The sequence below is a fragment of the Protofrankia sp. Cr1 genome (genome assembly GCF_963555865.1).
Lineage (GTDB): Bacteria > Actinomycetota > Actinomycetes > Frankiales > Frankiaceae > Protofrankia.
In genome coordinates, this window is sequence record NZ_CAUVXO010000016.1 from 1 (window position 1) to 16443 (window position 16443).

Sequence of the window (16443 nt, forward strand, 5' to 3'; positions counted from 1 at the left end):
TCGACCGGTGGGCGGCGGGCCGTCCGACCGACGTGCCGCCAGCCTGGCGGGTGGCGTTCACCGCGGCCGCCACCACAACGCTCTCAGCCGCCGGTGACCTGCTGCTCGGCATGAACGCCCATGTCACCCGCGATCTGCCGTTCGTTCTCGCCGAGCTCGGCCTGGCCGGTCCCGACGGCCACAGTCACAAGGGCGACCACGACCGTGTCAACGCGATCCTGGCGCGGGTGATGGATCCGTTGCTGGCGCAGGAGGCAGCCCGCTTCGACCCGCACCTGGATGACGGGACGCTGCGCTACGGTCTCGGCCGCGACGACCTGATCGAGATGTTGACGGCATGGCGGGAGGACGCCTGGCACGACGCAGAACGCCTGGTCGCAGCCAGGGGCACCGACGAGTACGCCCTCGTCGTGCACACGATCGAGACCAGCGCAGATGTCCGCGCACGGTTGCTGCGGGTACTGCTCGCCGACGAACAGCCGTCGACGACGGCTGTCCCCCGGGACGCCTGGTGCGCGCGCCACCATGCATCCGACGCGCTACCCGGGGCCGCGCCGACGGGTCGAGGGCAGCGGGCGGACGAGATATAGGGCACACTCGATCGGGTGGGATATTACCGACACGGCCGAAAGGTTCCGGCGTTGCCGCCCGCGCAGCGCAACGCGCTCGGAGCGGTCACCATTTTGATCGTCTTCACCATGGTCGCCCTGACCACGTGGCGGCCCGCGCAGTTCGTCGTGCCGGCGCTGGTGGTGATCGCCGGGCTCGCCGGCCTGGACCAGTCGATCGTCACATCCTCCGGTCGCGCCCGACCCGGGACACCGGTCGATCCCGCCGCCGGCAGACCGGTAGGCGGCGTCCGTGGCAGGGACGCCACCGATGCCGCGACAAGCACCCTTGCCCTCCCTCGCCTACGGTCGGTCGATCCCCGCGCCGCGGTACCCAGCCGTCACCAGGCGCCGGCCGGAGAGGACGTGTTGTCCTGGTCGACCCTGGACAACGCCGGGCTGGACGACCCGCTCGCGGTCCACACGATGGCGATCGACATGCGGGCCCTGCTGGAGGACGGACCGGCGTGGATGCGCTGACCACCTGTTGCGAAGCGCGCCGGGGGGCGACGACCACCCAGTCATCACGAGCGCTCACGGGCCCATCCTGGCCCAGCCTCGCGCCCGTTCCAGGTCCGCCGGTGCGTCGCAGTCCAGGGTGGTGCGCCCGTCGGCGGGTAGCACCAGTACCCGCGGGCCCGCCAACACCGACCGCATCGACGCTCCGGCCGGCACCGCCGGGAGACGCGCACGCAGCGCGGACGTCCGCCACACCCCGGTCAGGTACTGGTGCCGGCCGGCTGGATCAACCAGGAGCGCACCCCACGGAGGATCATCGTCGGTCCGGCCGGCCCCCGTTGCGTCCCGGCCGGCACCGGCACCGGCACCGCGACCGGCACCGGCACCGGCACCGCCACCGCCCACGGCCCGCACGAGCGCGGCGACCGTCGCCGCGGTGAGAAACGGAAGATCGGCCGCGAGCACGGCGACCAAGGGTGCGCACACCAACTCCAGACCGGCGGCGAGCGCGGCGACCGGTCCCCCGCCCGGCGGTCGCTCGCGGGTCCAGCGCACCGGGCGGGTCACCGCGACCCGGCGCGCCGGTCCGACCACGATCACTTCGCGCGCGCCGTCCACCGCCGCGAGAACACGATCCAGCAGGGTCTGGCCGCCGACGGTCAACGCGGGTTTGTCCACGCCGCCGAGGCGGCGGGCCGCTCCGCCGGCAAGCACCAACGCGTCCCAGCTCATCCGCCGATCGCCGACATCGGTCGCGCGGGCTGCGCAAAGGCGGGGTCGTCAATACCGTGCCCGGCGCGCTTGCCGCGGACCGCGGCCGCCCACAGCTGCGCAAGGTGCGCGTCGTCGGCCCCGGCCCGCATGGGCGTGCGCAGGTCGGTCTCCTCGCGGGCGAACAGGCACGAGCGCACCTGCCCGTCGGCGGTAAGACGAACCCGGTCGCAGGCGGCGCAGAACGGTGCGGTCACCGAGCCGATCACGCCGACCGTGTCAGGTCCGCCGTCCACGGCGAACAACTCGGCCGGCGCGCTGCCGCGACCGGGCAGTGCCGTCAGGGTGAACTCCGACCGCAGCCGGGCGAGGATCTCCGCGCCGGTGACCATCACCCCGCGATCCCAGCTGTGCTGAGGGTCCAGCGGCATCTGCTCGATGAAGCGCAGGGGGTAGCCCCGCTCCAGGCACCATCGCAGCAGGGCAGCAGCCTCGTCGTCGTTGACGTCCCGCAGCAGCACCGCGTTGACCTTCACCGGTGCCAGCCCGGCCGCGGCCGCGGCCGCCAGACCCGCACACGCGTCCGCGAGCCGGTCCCGATGGGTAATCGCCAGGTAGCGGTCGGCCCGCAATGTGTCCAGAGAGACGTTCACCCGCTCCAGGCCGGCGGCGCGCAGCGCACCGGCAAGGCGGGCCAGCGATGTGCCGTTGGTGGTCATGGACACCTGGGGACGCGGACGCAACGCCACCAACCGGGCGACAAGGCCGACCAGACCCGGCCGGACCGTCGGCTCACCGCCGGTCAGTCTGACCTCGGTCACTCCAAGGCGGGTGACCGCTATCCGGACGAGACGGAGTACCTCCTCGTCGGTCAGGGTCTCCTCCCTCGGCAACCACGCCAGGCCTTCGACGGGCATGCAGTAGGTGCACCGCAGATTACAGCGGTCCGTCAACGAAACCCGCAGGTCGGTGGCGACTCGACCGAAGGAATCCCACAATGCCACCATCTCAGCTTAGAGCGCCGGCGGATCGATCGGCGATCGGCGTCCCACGGGGAGATCGGGCCCGGATACCGGTGTCACACTCAGATGGGCCGGCGAGGCGTGCGGATCTATGGTGGAGTGGGCGCGGGTTGACCGGACAGTCCCACGGTGCCGCACGCCGCGGTGGAGACTGTGTCCAGGTACGCCCGATATAGGTCGACGGCAACGGGAGGGCACAGGCGAGATGCAGGTCTTCGGTGTCGACATCGGTGGTACCGGCATCAAGGGTGCGCCCGTCGACATCGACGAAGGGACACTGGCCGCGCCCCGCATCCGGGTTCCGACGCCGCAGCCGTCGCTACCGGGCGCCATCGCCAAGACCGTTGCGGACGTGGTGGACCACTTCGGCTGGACGGGTCCGGTCGGAGCCACCTTTCCCGCCGTGCTCAAGGACGGGATCGCCAAGACCGCGGCGAACGTCGACCCGAGCTGGGTGGACACCGACCTGGCGGCCACCCTCGGCGCGGTCCTGCCAGGCGGGGTAACGGTGATCAACGACGCCGACGCCGCCGGAATCGCCGAGATGACCTTCGGTGCCGGTCGCGACGTCGGCGGTGTCGTCCTCATGACGACCTTCGGAACCGGTATCGGCACAGCGTTGTTCCTTCATGGCCAGCTCCTTGCGAACACCGAGTTCGGCCATCTTGAGATCGGTGGAAGCGCGGCGGAGGCCTCGGCCTCCGAGGCGGCCCGCGAACGCGAAGATCTTTCCTGGGAGAAGTGGGCGAAGCGGGTCAGCCGCTATCTGAGCGCGCTGGAAGCGCTGCTGTGGCCCGATCTCATCATCATCGGCGGCGGCGCGAGCCGAAAGGCGGATCGATTTCTCGATCGTCTCGAAATCCGCACGAAGGTGGTCCCCGCCCAGTTGCAGAACAATGCCGGAATTGTCGGGGCCGCGCTGTTCGCCGCGGGCGACCAGGCCCGTCCCAAGGCGCCGGCACGGGCACCGCGCCGCCGGCCGCCGGCCACCCGGCCCCCCGGCGGCCGCCGTCCCTGACCACCCAGGATGGGCGCAGCGTGGTGTCGGCGGGAGGCCGACAGAGCGTGTCGACTCCCGGGGTGAGACACCGCCGGTATGTCGATGGCAAGGTGTGGTGGTAAGCATGAGCGGCCGGTTTGACAATCCGGACACTCACCGTTACCAAATGTGCCACGGCGGATTCGGACGACGCCGATGAGGAGGCGCCATGCGTGAGCTGCGAGCGGTCGCGCTCAGCGAGGACGGCGGCTACCTCGTGCTCGCCGATACCGCGGGCGGACCCGACGCGGAAAAATTCCGGGTACCGGTTGACGACCGGCTTCGAGCGGCGCTGCGCGGGGCGCGACGCAGCGAGGTACGCCAGGAAAGCGCCCTGACTCCACGGGAGATCCAGGCGCGCCTGCGAGCTGGCGAGACAACTGCCGAGGTTGCGCGGGTAGCGGGCATTCCAGTCGAGCGGGTGGAGCGCTACGAGGGCCCGGTGCTGGCCGAGCGAGCCCGGGTGGTACAGGAGGCGCGGGCGGCGCTGCTACCCAAGGACCCTGGTGGCGCCCCGGGCCGGCCGCTGGGCGAGGTTGTGGACGCCCGGCTGATGGCCGCCCAGGACGACCCCGACGGCGCGCAGTGGGATGCCTGGCGTCGGGTGGACGGAATCTGGCTGGTACAGCTGACCTCGGAGAGCCGGTGCGCGCGCTGGACCTGGGATCCGGTGGTGCGCCGGGTGCGCCCACACGATGATGCCGCCAGGGCGCTGGTGACTCCTGAGGTACCGGTCGAACCCGCCGCACCGCCGCTGCCCACGCCGCTGCCCACGCAGACCGGCACCACCCGGCCGCCCGGTCCCGCGCTGACCCTTGTGCAGGAGCCGGTCCCTGCGCCGGTTGCGCCGGTTGCGCACCCGCCGGTCACGGTGCCGCCGCCCACGCCGGTCCAGCCGGCGGCGGCACGGGGGCGGACCCACGGCGTGTCCCGGCCCGCCGCCCGGGGCGAGGCACCCGCACGCACCCCAATTCCCCCGGCAACCCCGGCAACCCCGGCCCCGCCGGCCGCGCTGATCCGATCAGTGCAGCCGCAGCGGCCGGAACCCGCTGCGCCCGTGGCGGAGGTGCCCGAGGCCCGGCCGGTGCCGGCCACCCCGAGCGTGCCGGTTATCCCGGCGACCACGCCTGCCCCCGCAGCCGATCTGATCGTGACCGATCCCGTCGGACCGCAGCCACGCTCCACCCCGGAGGCGGCAGCGGCGGAGGCAGCTGCCGACATCGACGACGACGCCGGACAGTCATCGCCCGGGACCCGCGGGCGTCAGGGTGCTCCCGGTCGCCCGGCTGACCGAGGCGCCGGCGGTCGCCGCGGCCGCAAGTCCGTGCCGGCATGGGACGACATCGTCTTCGGCGCCCGGCGCCCGTAGCCGACGTGTCCCGTCACCACCTGCGGCTTTGCGGGGTGCTGGGAGCAGCCACGACCGTAACTGCCGACGTCGGTCATTCGCCAAGACGTCCGTGAGGGAACCGTCACACCGACAGCGTGGAACCAAATCCCGACGAAGACTGTTGAAGATGGTGTGACTGGAACCACTACCAAACCGACGCTGACCAACCTCGACCGGTGCGACCGGTGCGGCGCGCAGGCGTATGTGCGGGTCGTGCTTCCCGGTGGCGGCGAGCTGCTGTTCTGCCGACACCACGCCAAGTCCCACGACTCCAAGCTGCGGGCCGTGGCTGCTGAATACCATGACGAAACCGACAAACTGACCATTTCCCCCTGAATCGTCGTCTCCCACTGTGCGTCAGCGGCCGGACCTGCCAGATCGGCTTTCACCGATCCGGCAGGAACCCCGATATGGCGCCCCTCGTCAGCAGGTAAAAAGGACCACCTTCCGCCGAGCTTGAGCGTGTTCCCCATTGCGGAGCCGTACCGTGGGTCGCGTGCCGACGGCGAACAGAGCGCTACCCGCGGGGCCACCGGTCCAGCCGCCGAAGGCGTTGGCCACCTCACGCGGACCGGTGTCCATGCGTGTTGTCACTCTCGCCCGTCAGACCGTCGCGGGGGCGTGGCGCGACCGCGTTCTCGGCCTCGCGGCCGAGGCGGGCTTCTGGCAGTTGCTGTCCCTTCCCCCCCTGCTGTTGGCGGTCCTCGGCACGATCGGGTACATCGGGGACGCACTCGGTGCCGATGCCGTCGACAGTGTTCGCCAGAGCCTGCTGACCGCGGCGAACGACCTGCTGACGCCCGTGGTCGTCGACGACGTGGTTCGCCCGACCATCAACGAGATCCTCACGCACGGACGCCCGGACGTGATCTCGATCGGTTTCCTGCTGTCGCTGTGGACCGGATCGTCGGCGATGGCGACCTACGTCAACACGATCACGATCGCCTCCGGACAGCGTGAGCTGCGCTCAGCGGTACGCAGCCGGCTGCTGGCACTGCAGCTCTACCTCGCCCAGGTGGCCAGTGGGGTGATCCTGCTGCCGGCGCTCGTCCTCGGACCGGGTCTGATCTCCCGGATACTCGACGCGGAACACCACCACGTCGTGGGCTGGCTGCTGAGGATCCTGTTCTGGCCGGTCGTCGCCGTATTCTCACTGGCGATACTCGCGTCCCTCTACCACCTGGCTCTGCCGTCCAGGCGACCGTGGCGGCGCGCGCTGCCCGGGGCGCTGCTGGCCATGGTGGTCTGGAATGTCGGCAGCTACCTGCTACGGCTCTACCTGGAGACCGTGTTCGGCCACGAGCTGATCTACGGCTCGGTGGCGGCGCCGGTCGCGGCGCTTCTCTTCTTCTATATCACCGCGCTCGCGGTCCTGCTCGGCGCCGAACTCAACGCCGCCATCGACGGGATGACCAAGGTCGTGGTAGCGCCCGGCGAATCCCCGCCGCCGTCGCCGGCAGGGCTCGGCGTCCCCACTGCACGCTCCCACTCCCGGTGGCGGTCCCGGCGCCGGAGCCACGTCCAGCAGGCACCCGACGGTCAGTAGGTACACGAACCGGCCGATGGCGCCACCGCGGGCGTGGCGGGGGCAGGGACCGCCGCAGCCACCAGAACGACGGCGGACGCGGCGGACGGCGGTGGACCGCTCAGACCGGCCACGAACGACGCGAGTTTGCCGGGATCGGTGACAAGCACCGACTGGCCGCCGATCTGGCCGGGCGACGTCGGAACGGTCGCCATCCGCACACCGCCGGTCCCCACACCGCGAAGCCGGACCGCGAGCGGCGCCAGGTCCGCCAGCGACGTGGCGTCGTCAACGCTGACGGCCGAGGTGACCGCGTCCATCAGCGAGCCGAGCCGGACCGGATTGGTCAACGTGCCGGTCGACGTCGCCGCCCGAAAGATCACGCCGATGAACTGCTGCTGGCGGCGGATCCGGTCGAGGTCCGCTTCGGGCAGACCGTAACGCTGCCGGACGAAGGCCAGCGCCTGCTCGCCGTTGAGGGAATTGTCGCCCACGTGGCCATGCCAACCCGACATCTTGTCGTCGAGGTTGCTCCTGCTCCCGTTGGGCAGCGGCTTCACACACACGGTCACCCCACCCAACGCGTCGGTCATCCGCTGGAAACCGATGAAGTCGATCTGGAGGTAGTGATCGATGCGTATCTTCGTCAGTCCCTCGATGGTGCGTATCAGCAGGGACGGGCCGCCCAGGGCGAAGGCTGCGTTGAGCTTCGACCTCCCCCCGGTGTGGTTGTGTCCCGAGGCATCGGTGTAGGCGGGGATCGTCACCCACAGGTCCCGCGGAAACGAGGCGAGCGTGGTGGAACCGTTCGCGTCCAGGTGCGCCAGGATCGTCGTGTCCGACCGCTGACCCTCGACCTCGCCGAACTCACCGCCCGTCCCGGCCCGGCTGTCCGAACCGACCAAGAGGATGTTCTGGGTGTCCCCACCCGGGTCGGCCGGCCGCCGGTCCGCGGCGGGGAAGCGCAGCGGGACGCGGGTGACCTTACCGTCGTAGTAGCGCAGGGCCAGCCACCCGCCGGCGGAGACGACCAGCAGCAGGAGCGAGACAAGCCCCGCCACGACGGTGACCAGCCGACGCCCGGTGGACGTCACATCGCGGCCGTCAGGCCGCCATCCCATGGTGGCACGTTGGCCCTGGCCGTCCGGAGGCCACGTCATGGTCATGTTCCCCCGCTCACCGCACCATCGTGCCACCTACGCCAATCCTGTGGACGTTCCGCGGCCGAGGAGAAGTTCCCCGGCGCAGCTGTCGCGCCCGCGACAGCTGCGATCATCGGCTACCGTTGAATTCCGCCCGGATGGCCGGGCCGTCCGCGTCGAGTTCGGGAGCGGGCGGCCGTGTCGAGGGATCCGCCCGGCCGGGCATCTTCACCGGATTGCCAGGCAACGGCAGGCCACCGGCTTCCACCACCATGTGCCGAAAACCGGCCTGGTCCGAGGACACCGCTTCGGCGACGTCGTTGATGAGGCCGCATGGTACGCCCGCTTCGTGCAGAATCGCGAGCCATTGCGCGGCTGGCCGGGTACGTAGCGTGCCTTCTACTTCGCATTTGAACGAGTCCCGGCCGGACAGCCGGGCGTCGTTCGTGGCGAAGCGGGGGTCTGCGCCGAGATCTGCACGATCCAGCGCCTGACACAGCCGGACGAAGAGGCCGTCGTTCGCGGCACAGATCACAATACTCCGGTCCGCGCACGCGAACGTGTCGAACGGCGCGATCGAGTAATGTGCGTTACCTATGCGTGGCGGGGTTGTGCCGGTGGCGAGATAGGACAACGCAGCACCTTCGAGCAGCGACAGTGTGGCATCGAACATGGCGATGTCAATGTAGGTCCCACGTCCGGTCGTGTTCCGTCCGTGCAACGCGGCTCCGATGGCACCGAAGGCGTACAGCCCGGCAGCGAGGTCCGCGATCGGCACTCCCGGCTTGACAGGTTCGCCGTCGGGCGAACCTGTGATCGACATAATGCCGGCGGCAGCCTGCACGACAGCGTCGTAGGCGGGTCGGTTTCGCCACGGTCCGGTCTGCCCAAAGCCCGAGATGCTCACGTATACCAACCGGGGATTGCGCGCTGACATCGCGGTCCAGCCCAGACCAAGCCGGTCCATCACGCCGGGCCGGAAGTTCTCGACGAGCACATCAGCCCGATCGATGATGGAAAGTAACGTCGCGTGATCGGTCGGATCCCTCAGATCGAGCGCAACCGACTGTTTGCCGCGGTTCACCCGGGCGAAGTACAGCGACCGATCGTTCATGAACGGACCGTAGGATCGGGAGTCATCTCCGTGGTCAGGCCGTTCGACCTTGATGACCCGGGCGCCGAGATCGGCCAGCATCAACGTGGAGAACGGCCCGGCCAATACCCGAGTGAGATCGACGACAAGAAGACCATCCATGGGACCCGGCGGCACAGGCACTCCTGCGACGCTACCCGTATCGGGCACCGCGGCCTACCGTTGGAACTATGAGTGCGCACTCGGGCGGAACCCCGCCTGCCCCCGACAGATCCACCGTGCTTATCGTCGCAGATAGTCTAACCCCGGTCCCGGGCAGTACGGTCGCGGCTGGCAGCACGTCAACCGTCGCGTCATCCCCGGCCATGGCCGAAGGAGAAGCCGGCACGGAGGGGCAGGCCAGTCACGATCACCAGCCACCGGCCGCCTTCCCTCGATTCATGGCCGGCGGATGGGCCCCGTTGCCCACGATGACGCCGTCGCGTGATGACGTCGCGCCATACACGGCCAAACGACGTGCCCTGTTGGGCTCGCGTTTCCCGGCCGAAACACTGGTGATACCCAGTGGTGGGCTCCGGGTACGCGCAAACGACACAGATTACCCGTTCCGACCGGGAAGCGACTTTTTCTGGCTGACCGGCTGTCATGAGCCCGACGCAGTGGTGATTCTCCACCCGAGCTCGGCCGGCGACCACGAAGCCGTGCTGTATGTCGCGGACCGGTCGGACCGCTCGTCCTCGGCCTTCTACACCGACCGGCGTTACGGCGAACTATGGGTCGGTCCGCGCCCAGGGGTCCGGGAGAGATCAGCGGCCTTCGAAATCGAGTGCCGGCCGCTGCACGATCTGACCGACGCGCTGGGGCGACTGTCCCCGGCGACGACTCGGGTTGTGCGGGACCTGGACACCGCAGTGGACCGCCAGATCCTGCGTTACTCCCCCGGCAGGTCCGCGGCGGGCGCGGCCGACCCCGCCGACCGGGATCTGGAACTGGCGCAGGCCCTCTCCGAGCTGCGGCTGGTCAAGGACGACTACGAGACCGCGATGCTGGAGAACGCGGTCGCGGCGACCGTGCTCGGCTTTTCCGAATGTGTACGTGAGTTGGACCACGCTATGACCCTGCCCAACGGCGAACGGTGGCTGGAAGGCACGTTCTGGCGCCGGGCGAGGGTCGACGGCAACGATGTCGGGTACGGATCGATCGTGGCCTGCGGCCACCACGCAACCGTCCTGCACTGGGTCCGTGACGACGGGCCGGTGCAGCGTGGGGACCTCGCGCTGCTGGACATGGGCGTGGAGTCCCGCTCGCTTTACACCGCCGACATCACACGCACCCTTCCCGTGGACGGACATTTCAGCAACGTGCAGCGCCAGGTGTACGACGTGGTCCATGCGGCCCAGCAGGCGGGAATCGCCGCGGTGCGACCGGACGCAAAGTTCGGCGACCCGCACCGGGCGGCAATGCGGGTGATAGCGCAGGCGCTACACGACTGGGGGCTGCTTCCGGTGAGCGTTGACGAGTCGCTGGCAGAAGACCCACAAGCCCCGAACGCCGGCATGCATCGCAGGTATACCCTGCACTCAACGTCACATATGTTGGGACTCGACGTCCACGACTGCGCGCAGGCCCGTGACGAGACCTACCGCGACGGCCCACTCGTGGCCGGGATGGTGCTGACCGTCGAGCCGGGCCTGTACTTCCAGCCCGATGACATTACGGTGCCCCCCGAGCTGCGCGGGATCGGCATCCGGATTGAGGACGACATTTTCGTCACGAACGACGGCCACCGCAACCTGTCCGAGGCTCTTCCTCGCGCCGCTGCGGCCGTAGAAACGTGGATGGTCGGGCATCGGACCTGAGCCACACATGACCTGGGCGACAGGATGTCGACTTCTCAGCCTGTCGCCCAGGAAACAGCGGTTGCCACATACCCCCATATGGGACGCAAGTGGTACCAACCAGAGGTCCGACCTCCGTAGCCGGCACCACCGCGGCAGAACCCCACCGCTCCATGGGCCGCTGCTCGGTCGCACCGCGTCCCTTGTGGCCTGTGGTCACGCGAAATAGAGCTATGATCGCGCGGCCTTTGGCCAGCTGGACGAATGCGACCGAGAGCCACTCAGTGAGCCTTGTCGTACGCCTCGACGATGTTGGATGCGATACGACCGCGGTCACTGACCGTGTAACCGTTGGAGCGCGCCCACTCGCGAATGTCGGCAGTACGGTCTGTACCCCCGGTACGGCGAGAAGCGCCACGCGGGCCACGCCGGGCGGCAGTTGCCCGACCACCGGACCGACGCGCCGCTCCAACGAACGGAGCCAACGACTCACGCAGCTTGGTGGCGTTCTTCTCGGACAGATCGATCTCGTACGAAGCGCCGTCCAGTCCGAACCGAACAGTCTCATCAGCCTCGTGTCCATCGAGATCGTCAATCAACGACACGATGGTCTTCTGCGCCATGCCACTCTCCTTCAGGTCAGCGAACCGAGGAACTCTCGGGACTAGTATTACCACGTCATCAGGAAGAACTGTAACGGCTGGTTCGGACACGCGCGACTGGCATCGCCCACGGACATGCTCTGCACGGCGTCATGGACGCCACACAAGAGTCCTCGGGTTGACGTGAGTCACGTCAACCCAAAGGGGTGGAGGCCACCGTCGGGATAAATTTTGATCATGTGTTGTCACCGAATCGCGACTTCCGATCCGAAACGCCGGTGGTCGGCACAGACAAGGATGTCACGGTCCGGAAGGCAGAGTGAGCACCACGCAACGCCATCAAGGATCCGCGCCGGCGAATGTCTTACACCACGAACGGGCCGCGGCCGGGGTCATCCGATTCACGGTCTGGTAGAGCGTGGAGAGCGGGGCGCACGATGGATGAGCGGACATGGATCGTCGATGCCGCAAATGTGATAGGAGCACGCCCGGACGGATGGTGGCGCGACCGCGCGGGTGCCGCGTTACGCCTGCACCAAAGGCTGTCTGAACTCTGGCTGCCCGAGCACCGGCGCTGCGAGCTCTACCCACGCGCGTCCGAGCTCGACCCGGATACGAGCCACCAGGGGGCGCATCACCGGGCTCCACCCGCCCAGCTGGTCGTGGTACTCGAAGGCGTGGCCCGAGCCGGGGTTCCCGCGGGGCCGGATCCCACCATCGCCCGGCTTGTGGTTGTCCACGCGGTCGGCTCGGGCGACGATGCCGTGGTCGACCAGATCCACCGACAGGTCGGTCCGGTTCTCGTCGTCACCGCCGACCGCGAGCTTCGCCGTAGGGTCGCTGCCACGGGCGCGGCCAGCGTCGGGCCAGGGTGGCTGTGGGCCCTGCTGGACGACGCCCGTTCCCGATAAGATTCAGGGGGACCGCGGCCTCCGGGCCGGGCGGATCAGACTCGGGCGCCCCGCGCCCGGGCCGGAGCCGAACTGCGGGCCGGGCCGGCGATGGCGGGCGCCAGCCGGGCGGTAAACCGACCATCGCCGGCCACGACCTCGAGGGGAATACCAAAGCAGGCCGAGAGCCCCGGCCCGGTCAGGACCGCCTCGACGTCCCCGGCCGCCACCACCTTGCCGGCACGCAGCAGCAGTGCGTGCGTGATGCCCGGCGGAATCTCCTCGACGTGATGGCTGACTATGACCGTCACCGGCGAACCAGGATCGGCGACCAACCGGGTGAGGCGCCGCAGCAGGGCCTCACGGGCGCCCAGATCGAGCCCAGCCGCCGGTTCGTCCAGCAGGAGTAGCTCGGGGTCCGTCATCAGCGCACGCGCGATCTGGACGCGTTTGCGCTCCCCTTCGGACAAAGTGCCGTATCGCCGCTCGGTGAGATTCCTGCACCCGACCTGGACGAGTAGCTCTCGCGCCCGGCCCAGGTCGTCGTCGCCGTACTTTTCTCCGGCGCGTCCGACCACGTTCCAGGCCGCGGTCATGACCACGTCAACAACACGTTCGCCCGCGGGCAGGACGTCAGCCACGGCGGAGCTCGTCAGACCCACGCGGCTGCGGACGTCGAAGACATCACGCTCGCCAAGCCGGCTGCCGAGTAGGTCCACCGTTCCCCGAGTAGGGAAAACCCGGCTCGCCGCCACCTGAAGCAGGGTTGTCTTCCCGGCGCCGTTCGGCCCGAGAATAACCCAGCGCTCACCGTCCGCGACAGTCCAGTGGATGTCGGAAAGCAGCGACGCACCATCCCGTACAACGGTTACCGCGTCCAGGCGCAACACCACATCCGCCACGGACCTCACGTTACGCGACCTGTCACGGCGCAGGGCCGACCGGGCCGCCGCGCCCACTCCGATGGTGACCCACTTCTCGGTGAATCCGCGGGCCGGTAGCGTCGGCAACCGCTCACGGCACCAGCGGCGCGGCAATCTCCGCCCACACGACCTTGCCTGCGCCGGCCGAACGGGTCCCCCATCTGGAGGCGATCAGGGACACCAGCTCAAGACCACGACCGCCCTCGTCCTCGACGTCGGCGTGCCGCCGTCGAGGCATCCTCGGATCACCGTCCGCGACCTCCACGATCACTCTCGATCCGGTCCGGCGCAGTCGCGCGGACAACGGGGAGCGGCCGTGCACCAGGGCGTTGGTGACGAGCTCCGACATCAGCAGCACCACCGAATCGATGATGTCGGCCTCGACCAACCAGTCCGTCAGCAGCTCGCGGGCACGCCCACGGGCCTCGCCGAGCCCGGCCGGCCCCGCGGGCACGGCGATCTCGGCGAAGCGGGTCGCCCCGCTGGCATCGGTGTCGGGCAGTCCGACCAGCAGCAGCGCCACATCATCGTCGTGGCCCTCGTCCCGCCCCAGCGCTGCCAGCGCATGGTCCGCCCGCCTGCTCAGCGATCCGTTCTGGCGGGCGAGCACCGCGGCCAGATCGGACACCCCGGCGTCGATGTCGCGCTCACGGCTCTCCACCAGTCCGTCGGTGAACAGCACCAGCAACGCGCCCCGCTGCAGCCGGACGGTGTACTCCTTGACGTCACCGCGACCAAGGCCCAGCGGAGTGCCGACCTCCATGTAGAGCCGCGACACCAGCCCGTCCGGGGCCACCACCAGCGGTGGCGGATGGCCTGCGTTGGCAAGTGTCAGCAGGCCGGTGTGTGGCTCGACGACCCCGTAGATGCAGGTCGCGATCTGGCCCTCGTCGATCTCGCAGACCACGCTGTCCAGGAGCGTCAGCACCTCGTACGGCGACAGCTCCAGGCGTGCGCAGGTACGCACCGCGGTACGCAGCTGGCCCATGATCGCCGCCGCCCGGACCCCGCGGCCCATGACATCGCCGATGACCAGCCCCACCCGACCCGCACCGAGGTCGATGACGTCGAACCAGTCACCACCCACCTCCGTGTCGGCGACGCCCGGCACGTAGCGGGCTGCGATCTCCAGTCCTTCGGGCTCGACCACGCCCAGCGGCAGGAGACTGCGTTGCAGCGTCAGCGCGGTGTCCCGGCTCCGGCGGTAGAGCTCGGCGTGTTCGACCGCAACCGCGGCGCGCGCGGCGAGTTCCTCCAGGAACGCGACATCCGCCCCGGTGAACGGCGCGCGGTCCCCGGCGGCCATGAGGCTGACCACACCGGCCACCTGACCGCGCAGGATCAATGGCACGGCGGCGAGGGTGTGCGCCCCCACGTGTCGCATCCAGCGGGCCATCTCCGTGGATGACAACCACGCTGCACCGTCCAGCGGTTCAATATGACTGCGCCCGGTGAGTGCGGCGAGGTTGACCGGGCTGCCCTGCGGCCACGGGCCGATACGCGCCCGGGGCATCGGCAGCTGGGTGAGGCCGGGGCGAACCGAGGCGACGGCCCGTCGCAGGACCGGCGCATCGGGCGCATCGGGCGCATCGGCGGTTCCGCCGGACTCGACCAGATAGACCGCGCAGGAATCGGCCAGTTCGCCGACGACGACTTCGGTGAGCGCCCGCAGTGCCCGTTCAGGCTCCAGCGCGCTCGCGACCGCACCGGTCGCGCGGGCCAGGAGCTCCAGGCGGCGGCCGGCCTCACGCGCGACGCCCTCGGCGGTCCGCGCCATCTCCTCCGCCCGGCGGCTCGACGCCGCCTCGGCGAGAACACGCTCGAACAGCGTGGCGCGCTCCAACGCCTGGGCGCACTGGTCGGCGAGTGCGGTCAGGTAGGTGCGATCCTGCGGGGAGAATTCGTGCGGCGCGTGGAAACCGAAGAGCAGCGCGCCGAACGGGGCGTCGACGGTGGCCAGTGGAAGTACCGCCCATGCCTGCTCATCGGCGTCGGTCATGCTCGCGACCAGCTCCGGCACGGGCCAACGTCCGGCCAGTTCCGCCCGGCCGGACAGGAACAGCGCCCGACCGCCCCGAATGGCCTCCGGCACCGGGTGAACCGCACCCAGGTTGATGTCGGACCAACTGCTGACGAACCGTTGCGGATATCCGAGCAGGGACCGGAAACGCAGGCGGTCGCTGTTCTGGTCGACCAGCGCCACCCCCCGCCCGGATGCGCCCAGTGCCTGGCGCCCGGCGTCGAGCACGACGGCAGCCACCTCGTCGACGGTAACCGCACGCGAGAGCGCAGCGGTGACGAGCCGGAGGCGCTCGGTCCATTCGGCCGCGCTCTGCGCGCGCGCTGCCAGCTCGCTGTGGACCGCCTCGGCCGCGCGTGCCTGCGTGACGTCACGCCCCGTACCGATCCATTCGACCGGGCGATCATCTCCGGTGAGGGGCAGGAGTCGCAGGACGAGGACGCGATCCGCGCCGTCCGCGCCGTCCGCGCCGTCCGCGCCGTCCGCGCCGTCCGCGCCGACGAGGCGGAACTCCGCGTCGAAGGCGCTGCGCCCCTCGACCGCCTGCCGCCAGGCCCGCGCGACCCGATCACGGTCCTGTGCATGCACCGCGTCGAGCCAGCCGAAGCCGGTGATCTCCGAACGTCGCTGGCCCGTGATCGCGCGCCAGCGCGGCAGGTCGACGTCCAGGCCGCCCTGAGCATCCGTGTGGAAGGCGTCCGCGTCCGCGGCCTCGGCCAGCGCCCGGCACCGGGCCTCACCTCGGGCCAGCTCACTGCGGGCATCACGCAGCGTAGTGACATCCGTGGCGACCAGGACCACGCCGAGCAGCCCGCCTCGGGCGTCGGTCGCCGGATACCAGCTGACCGTCCAGGTCTGGCGCGGTTGCCGGCCGCCGGTCGCGACGCTGACCTCCAGATCAACCACGGGCTCACCGGTGGCGACCACACGCTGCAGCAGTTGGTGCATCTCGTGGCCGAAGTCACCCAGGAGCTCAGCCATGGTGCGACCGATGTGGTCCGCGGCGGGACGGCCGTTCAGCCTGGCCAGGACGTCGTTGACCTGAAGATGGCGCCCCGCGGTGTCATAGAGGGCAAGACCGATCGGCGCCTGGGCGACAAGCGCCGTCAGTAGATCGACGGTCGCACCCGCGCCGGTAGCCACCGCATCGAGTCCGCGGATCCCCGCAGCATCGTCGTCCG

General features: G+C 69.8%; 15 protein-coding genes. 8 read left to right on the top strand and 7 right to left on the bottom strand.

The features are described from left to right. Nucleotides 1–590: DUF5995 family protein (locus tag U9980_RS03150; RefSeq protein WP_322766604.1), on the top strand; the 590-nt coding region annotated here is incomplete at its 5' end. 51 nt (nucleotides 591–641) lie between these two features. Then, a complete protein-coding gene (locus tag U9980_RS03155) occupies nucleotides 642–1088 on the top strand; it encodes a hypothetical protein (protein WP_322766605.1) in 447 nt (148 codons plus the stop codon). A gap of 54 nt (nucleotides 1089–1142) precedes the next feature. On the opposite strand, the gene mobA is transcribed toward U9980_RS03155, so the two are convergent. Continuing rightward, nucleotides 1143–1799: a molybdenum cofactor guanylyltransferase gene (gene mobA, locus U9980_RS03160; protein ID WP_322766606.1), complete on the bottom strand. Its 657-nt coding sequence runs from the start codon at nucleotides 1797–1799 to the stop codon at nucleotides 1143–1145. Further along, nucleotides 1796–2785 (bottom strand): GTP 3',8-cyclase MoaA, encoded by a 990-nt coding sequence (moaA, locus tag U9980_RS03165; RefSeq protein WP_416210131.1) that lies wholly within the window; start codon nucleotides 2783–2785, stop codon nucleotides 1796–1798. Before moaA ends, mobA begins: the two co-directional genes overlap by 4 nt. A gap of 220 nt (nucleotides 2786–3005) precedes the next feature. On the opposite strand from moaA, the gene ppgK reads away from it, so the two are divergent. The 4 genes from ppgK (at nucleotide 3006) to U9980_RS03185 (ending at nucleotide 6775) form a co-directional block, all read left to right on the top strand. Next, entirely contained in the window at nucleotides 3006–3818 is an 813-nt protein-coding gene (ppgK, locus tag U9980_RS03170; RefSeq protein ID WP_322766608.1) for a polyphosphate--glucose phosphotransferase, read from the top strand. Between the two features lie 190 nt (nucleotides 3819–4008). After that, on the top strand, nucleotides 4009–5208 hold the full coding sequence (gene sepH, locus U9980_RS03175; RefSeq protein WP_322766609.1) for a septation protein SepH: 1200 nt from the start codon (nucleotides 4009–4011) through the stop codon (nucleotides 5206–5208). A gap of 153 nt (nucleotides 5209–5361) precedes the next feature. Then, entirely contained in the window at nucleotides 5362–5565 is a 204-nt protein-coding gene (locus U9980_RS03180) for a hypothetical protein (RefSeq protein ID WP_131768226.1), read from the top strand. A 244-nt stretch (nucleotides 5566–5809) separates the two neighbouring features. After that, on the top strand, nucleotides 5810–6775 hold the full coding sequence (locus U9980_RS03185; protein ID WP_322766610.1) for a YihY/virulence factor BrkB family protein: 966 nt from the start codon (nucleotides 5810–5812) through the stop codon (nucleotides 6773–6775). Here the strand turns inward: U9980_RS03185 and U9980_RS03190 are convergent. Further along, nucleotides 6769–7914 (bottom strand): LCP family protein, encoded by a 1146-nt coding sequence (locus U9980_RS03190; RefSeq protein ID WP_322766611.1) that lies wholly within the window; start codon nucleotides 7912–7914, stop codon nucleotides 6769–6771. The genes U9980_RS03185 and U9980_RS03190 overlap by 7 nt on opposite strands. Nucleotides 7915–8026: 112 nt before the next feature. Then, nucleotides 8027–9151, bottom strand: coding sequence for a CaiB/BaiF CoA transferase family protein (locus tag U9980_RS03195; protein ID WP_416210133.1), 1125 nt, complete (start codon nucleotides 9149–9151; stop codon nucleotides 8027–8029). 278 nt (nucleotides 9152–9429) lie between these two features. Here U9980_RS03195 and U9980_RS03200 point away from each other — a divergent pair, with 278 nt between their 5' ends. Continuing rightward, the gene (locus tag U9980_RS03200; protein ID WP_416210134.1) at nucleotides 9430–10848 is read left to right on the top strand and encodes an aminopeptidase P family protein; all 1419 of its coding nucleotides are present in this window, start codon (nucleotides 9430–9432) and stop codon (nucleotides 10846–10848) included. A 260-nt stretch (nucleotides 10849–11108) separates the two neighbouring features. Here U9980_RS03200 and U9980_RS03205 read toward each other — a convergent pair whose 3' ends face one another. Then, on the bottom strand, nucleotides 11109–11450 hold the full coding sequence (locus U9980_RS03205) for an Lsr2 family protein (RefSeq protein WP_322750006.1): 342 nt from the start codon (nucleotides 11448–11450) through the stop codon (nucleotides 11109–11111). Nucleotides 11451–11866: 416 nt separating this feature from the next. Here U9980_RS03205 and U9980_RS03210 point away from each other — a divergent pair, with 416 nt between their 5' ends. Further along, entirely contained in the window at nucleotides 11867–12340 is a 474-nt protein-coding gene (locus U9980_RS03210) for a hypothetical protein (protein WP_322766613.1), read from the top strand. Between the two features lie 35 nt (nucleotides 12341–12375). On the opposite strand, the gene U9980_RS03215 is transcribed toward U9980_RS03210, so the two are convergent. Together U9980_RS03215 and U9980_RS03220 are read right to left on the bottom strand one after the other, a co-directional pair. Then, nucleotides 12376–13221 (bottom strand): ABC transporter ATP-binding protein, encoded by an 846-nt coding sequence (locus tag U9980_RS03215; protein WP_322750011.1) that lies wholly within the window; start codon nucleotides 13219–13221, stop codon nucleotides 12376–12378. Nucleotides 13222–13333: 112 nt separating this feature from the next. Continuing rightward, nucleotides 13334–16443 (bottom strand): SpoIIE family protein phosphatase (locus U9980_RS03220; protein WP_322766614.1); only part of this gene is annotated, 3110 nt, incomplete at its 5' end.

Bases quoted from the DNA above. Each gene is read 5' to 3' on its own strand.
- mobA (WP_322766606.1), bottom strand. From the start codon at position 1,799: ATGAGCTGGGACGCGTTGGTGCTTGCCGGCGGAGCGGCCCGCCGCCTC.
- moaA (WP_416210131.1), bottom strand. From the start codon at position 2,785: ATGGTGGCATTGTGGGATTCCTTCGGTCGAGTCGCCACCGACCTGCGG.
- ppgK (WP_322766608.1), top strand. From the start codon at position 3,006: ATGCAGGTCTTCGGTGTCGACATCGGTGGTACCGGCATCAAGGGTGCG.
- sepH (WP_322766609.1), top strand. From the start codon at position 4,009: ATGCGTGAGCTGCGAGCGGTCGCGCTCAGCGAGGACGGCGGCTACCTC.
- U9980_RS03185 (WP_322766610.1), top strand. From the start codon at position 5,810: ATGCGTGTTGTCACTCTCGCCCGTCAGACCGTCGCGGGGGCGTGGCGC.
- U9980_RS03190 (WP_322766611.1), bottom strand. From the start codon at position 7,914: ATGACGTGGCCTCCGGACGGCCAGGGCCAACGTGCCACCATGGGATGG.
- U9980_RS03195 (WP_416210133.1), bottom strand. From the start codon at position 9,151: ATGGATGGTCTTCTTGTCGTCGATCTCACTCGGGTATTGGCCGGGCCG.
- U9980_RS03200 (WP_416210134.1), top strand. From the start codon at position 9,430: ATGGCCGGCGGATGGGCCCCGTTGCCCACGATGACGCCGTCGCGTGAT.
- U9980_RS03205 (WP_322750006.1), bottom strand. From the start codon at position 11,450: ATGGCGCAGAAGACCATCGTGTCGTTGATTGACGATCTCGATGGACAC.
- U9980_RS03210 (WP_322766613.1), top strand. From the start codon at position 11,867: ATGGATGAGCGGACATGGATCGTCGATGCCGCAAATGTGATAGGAGCA.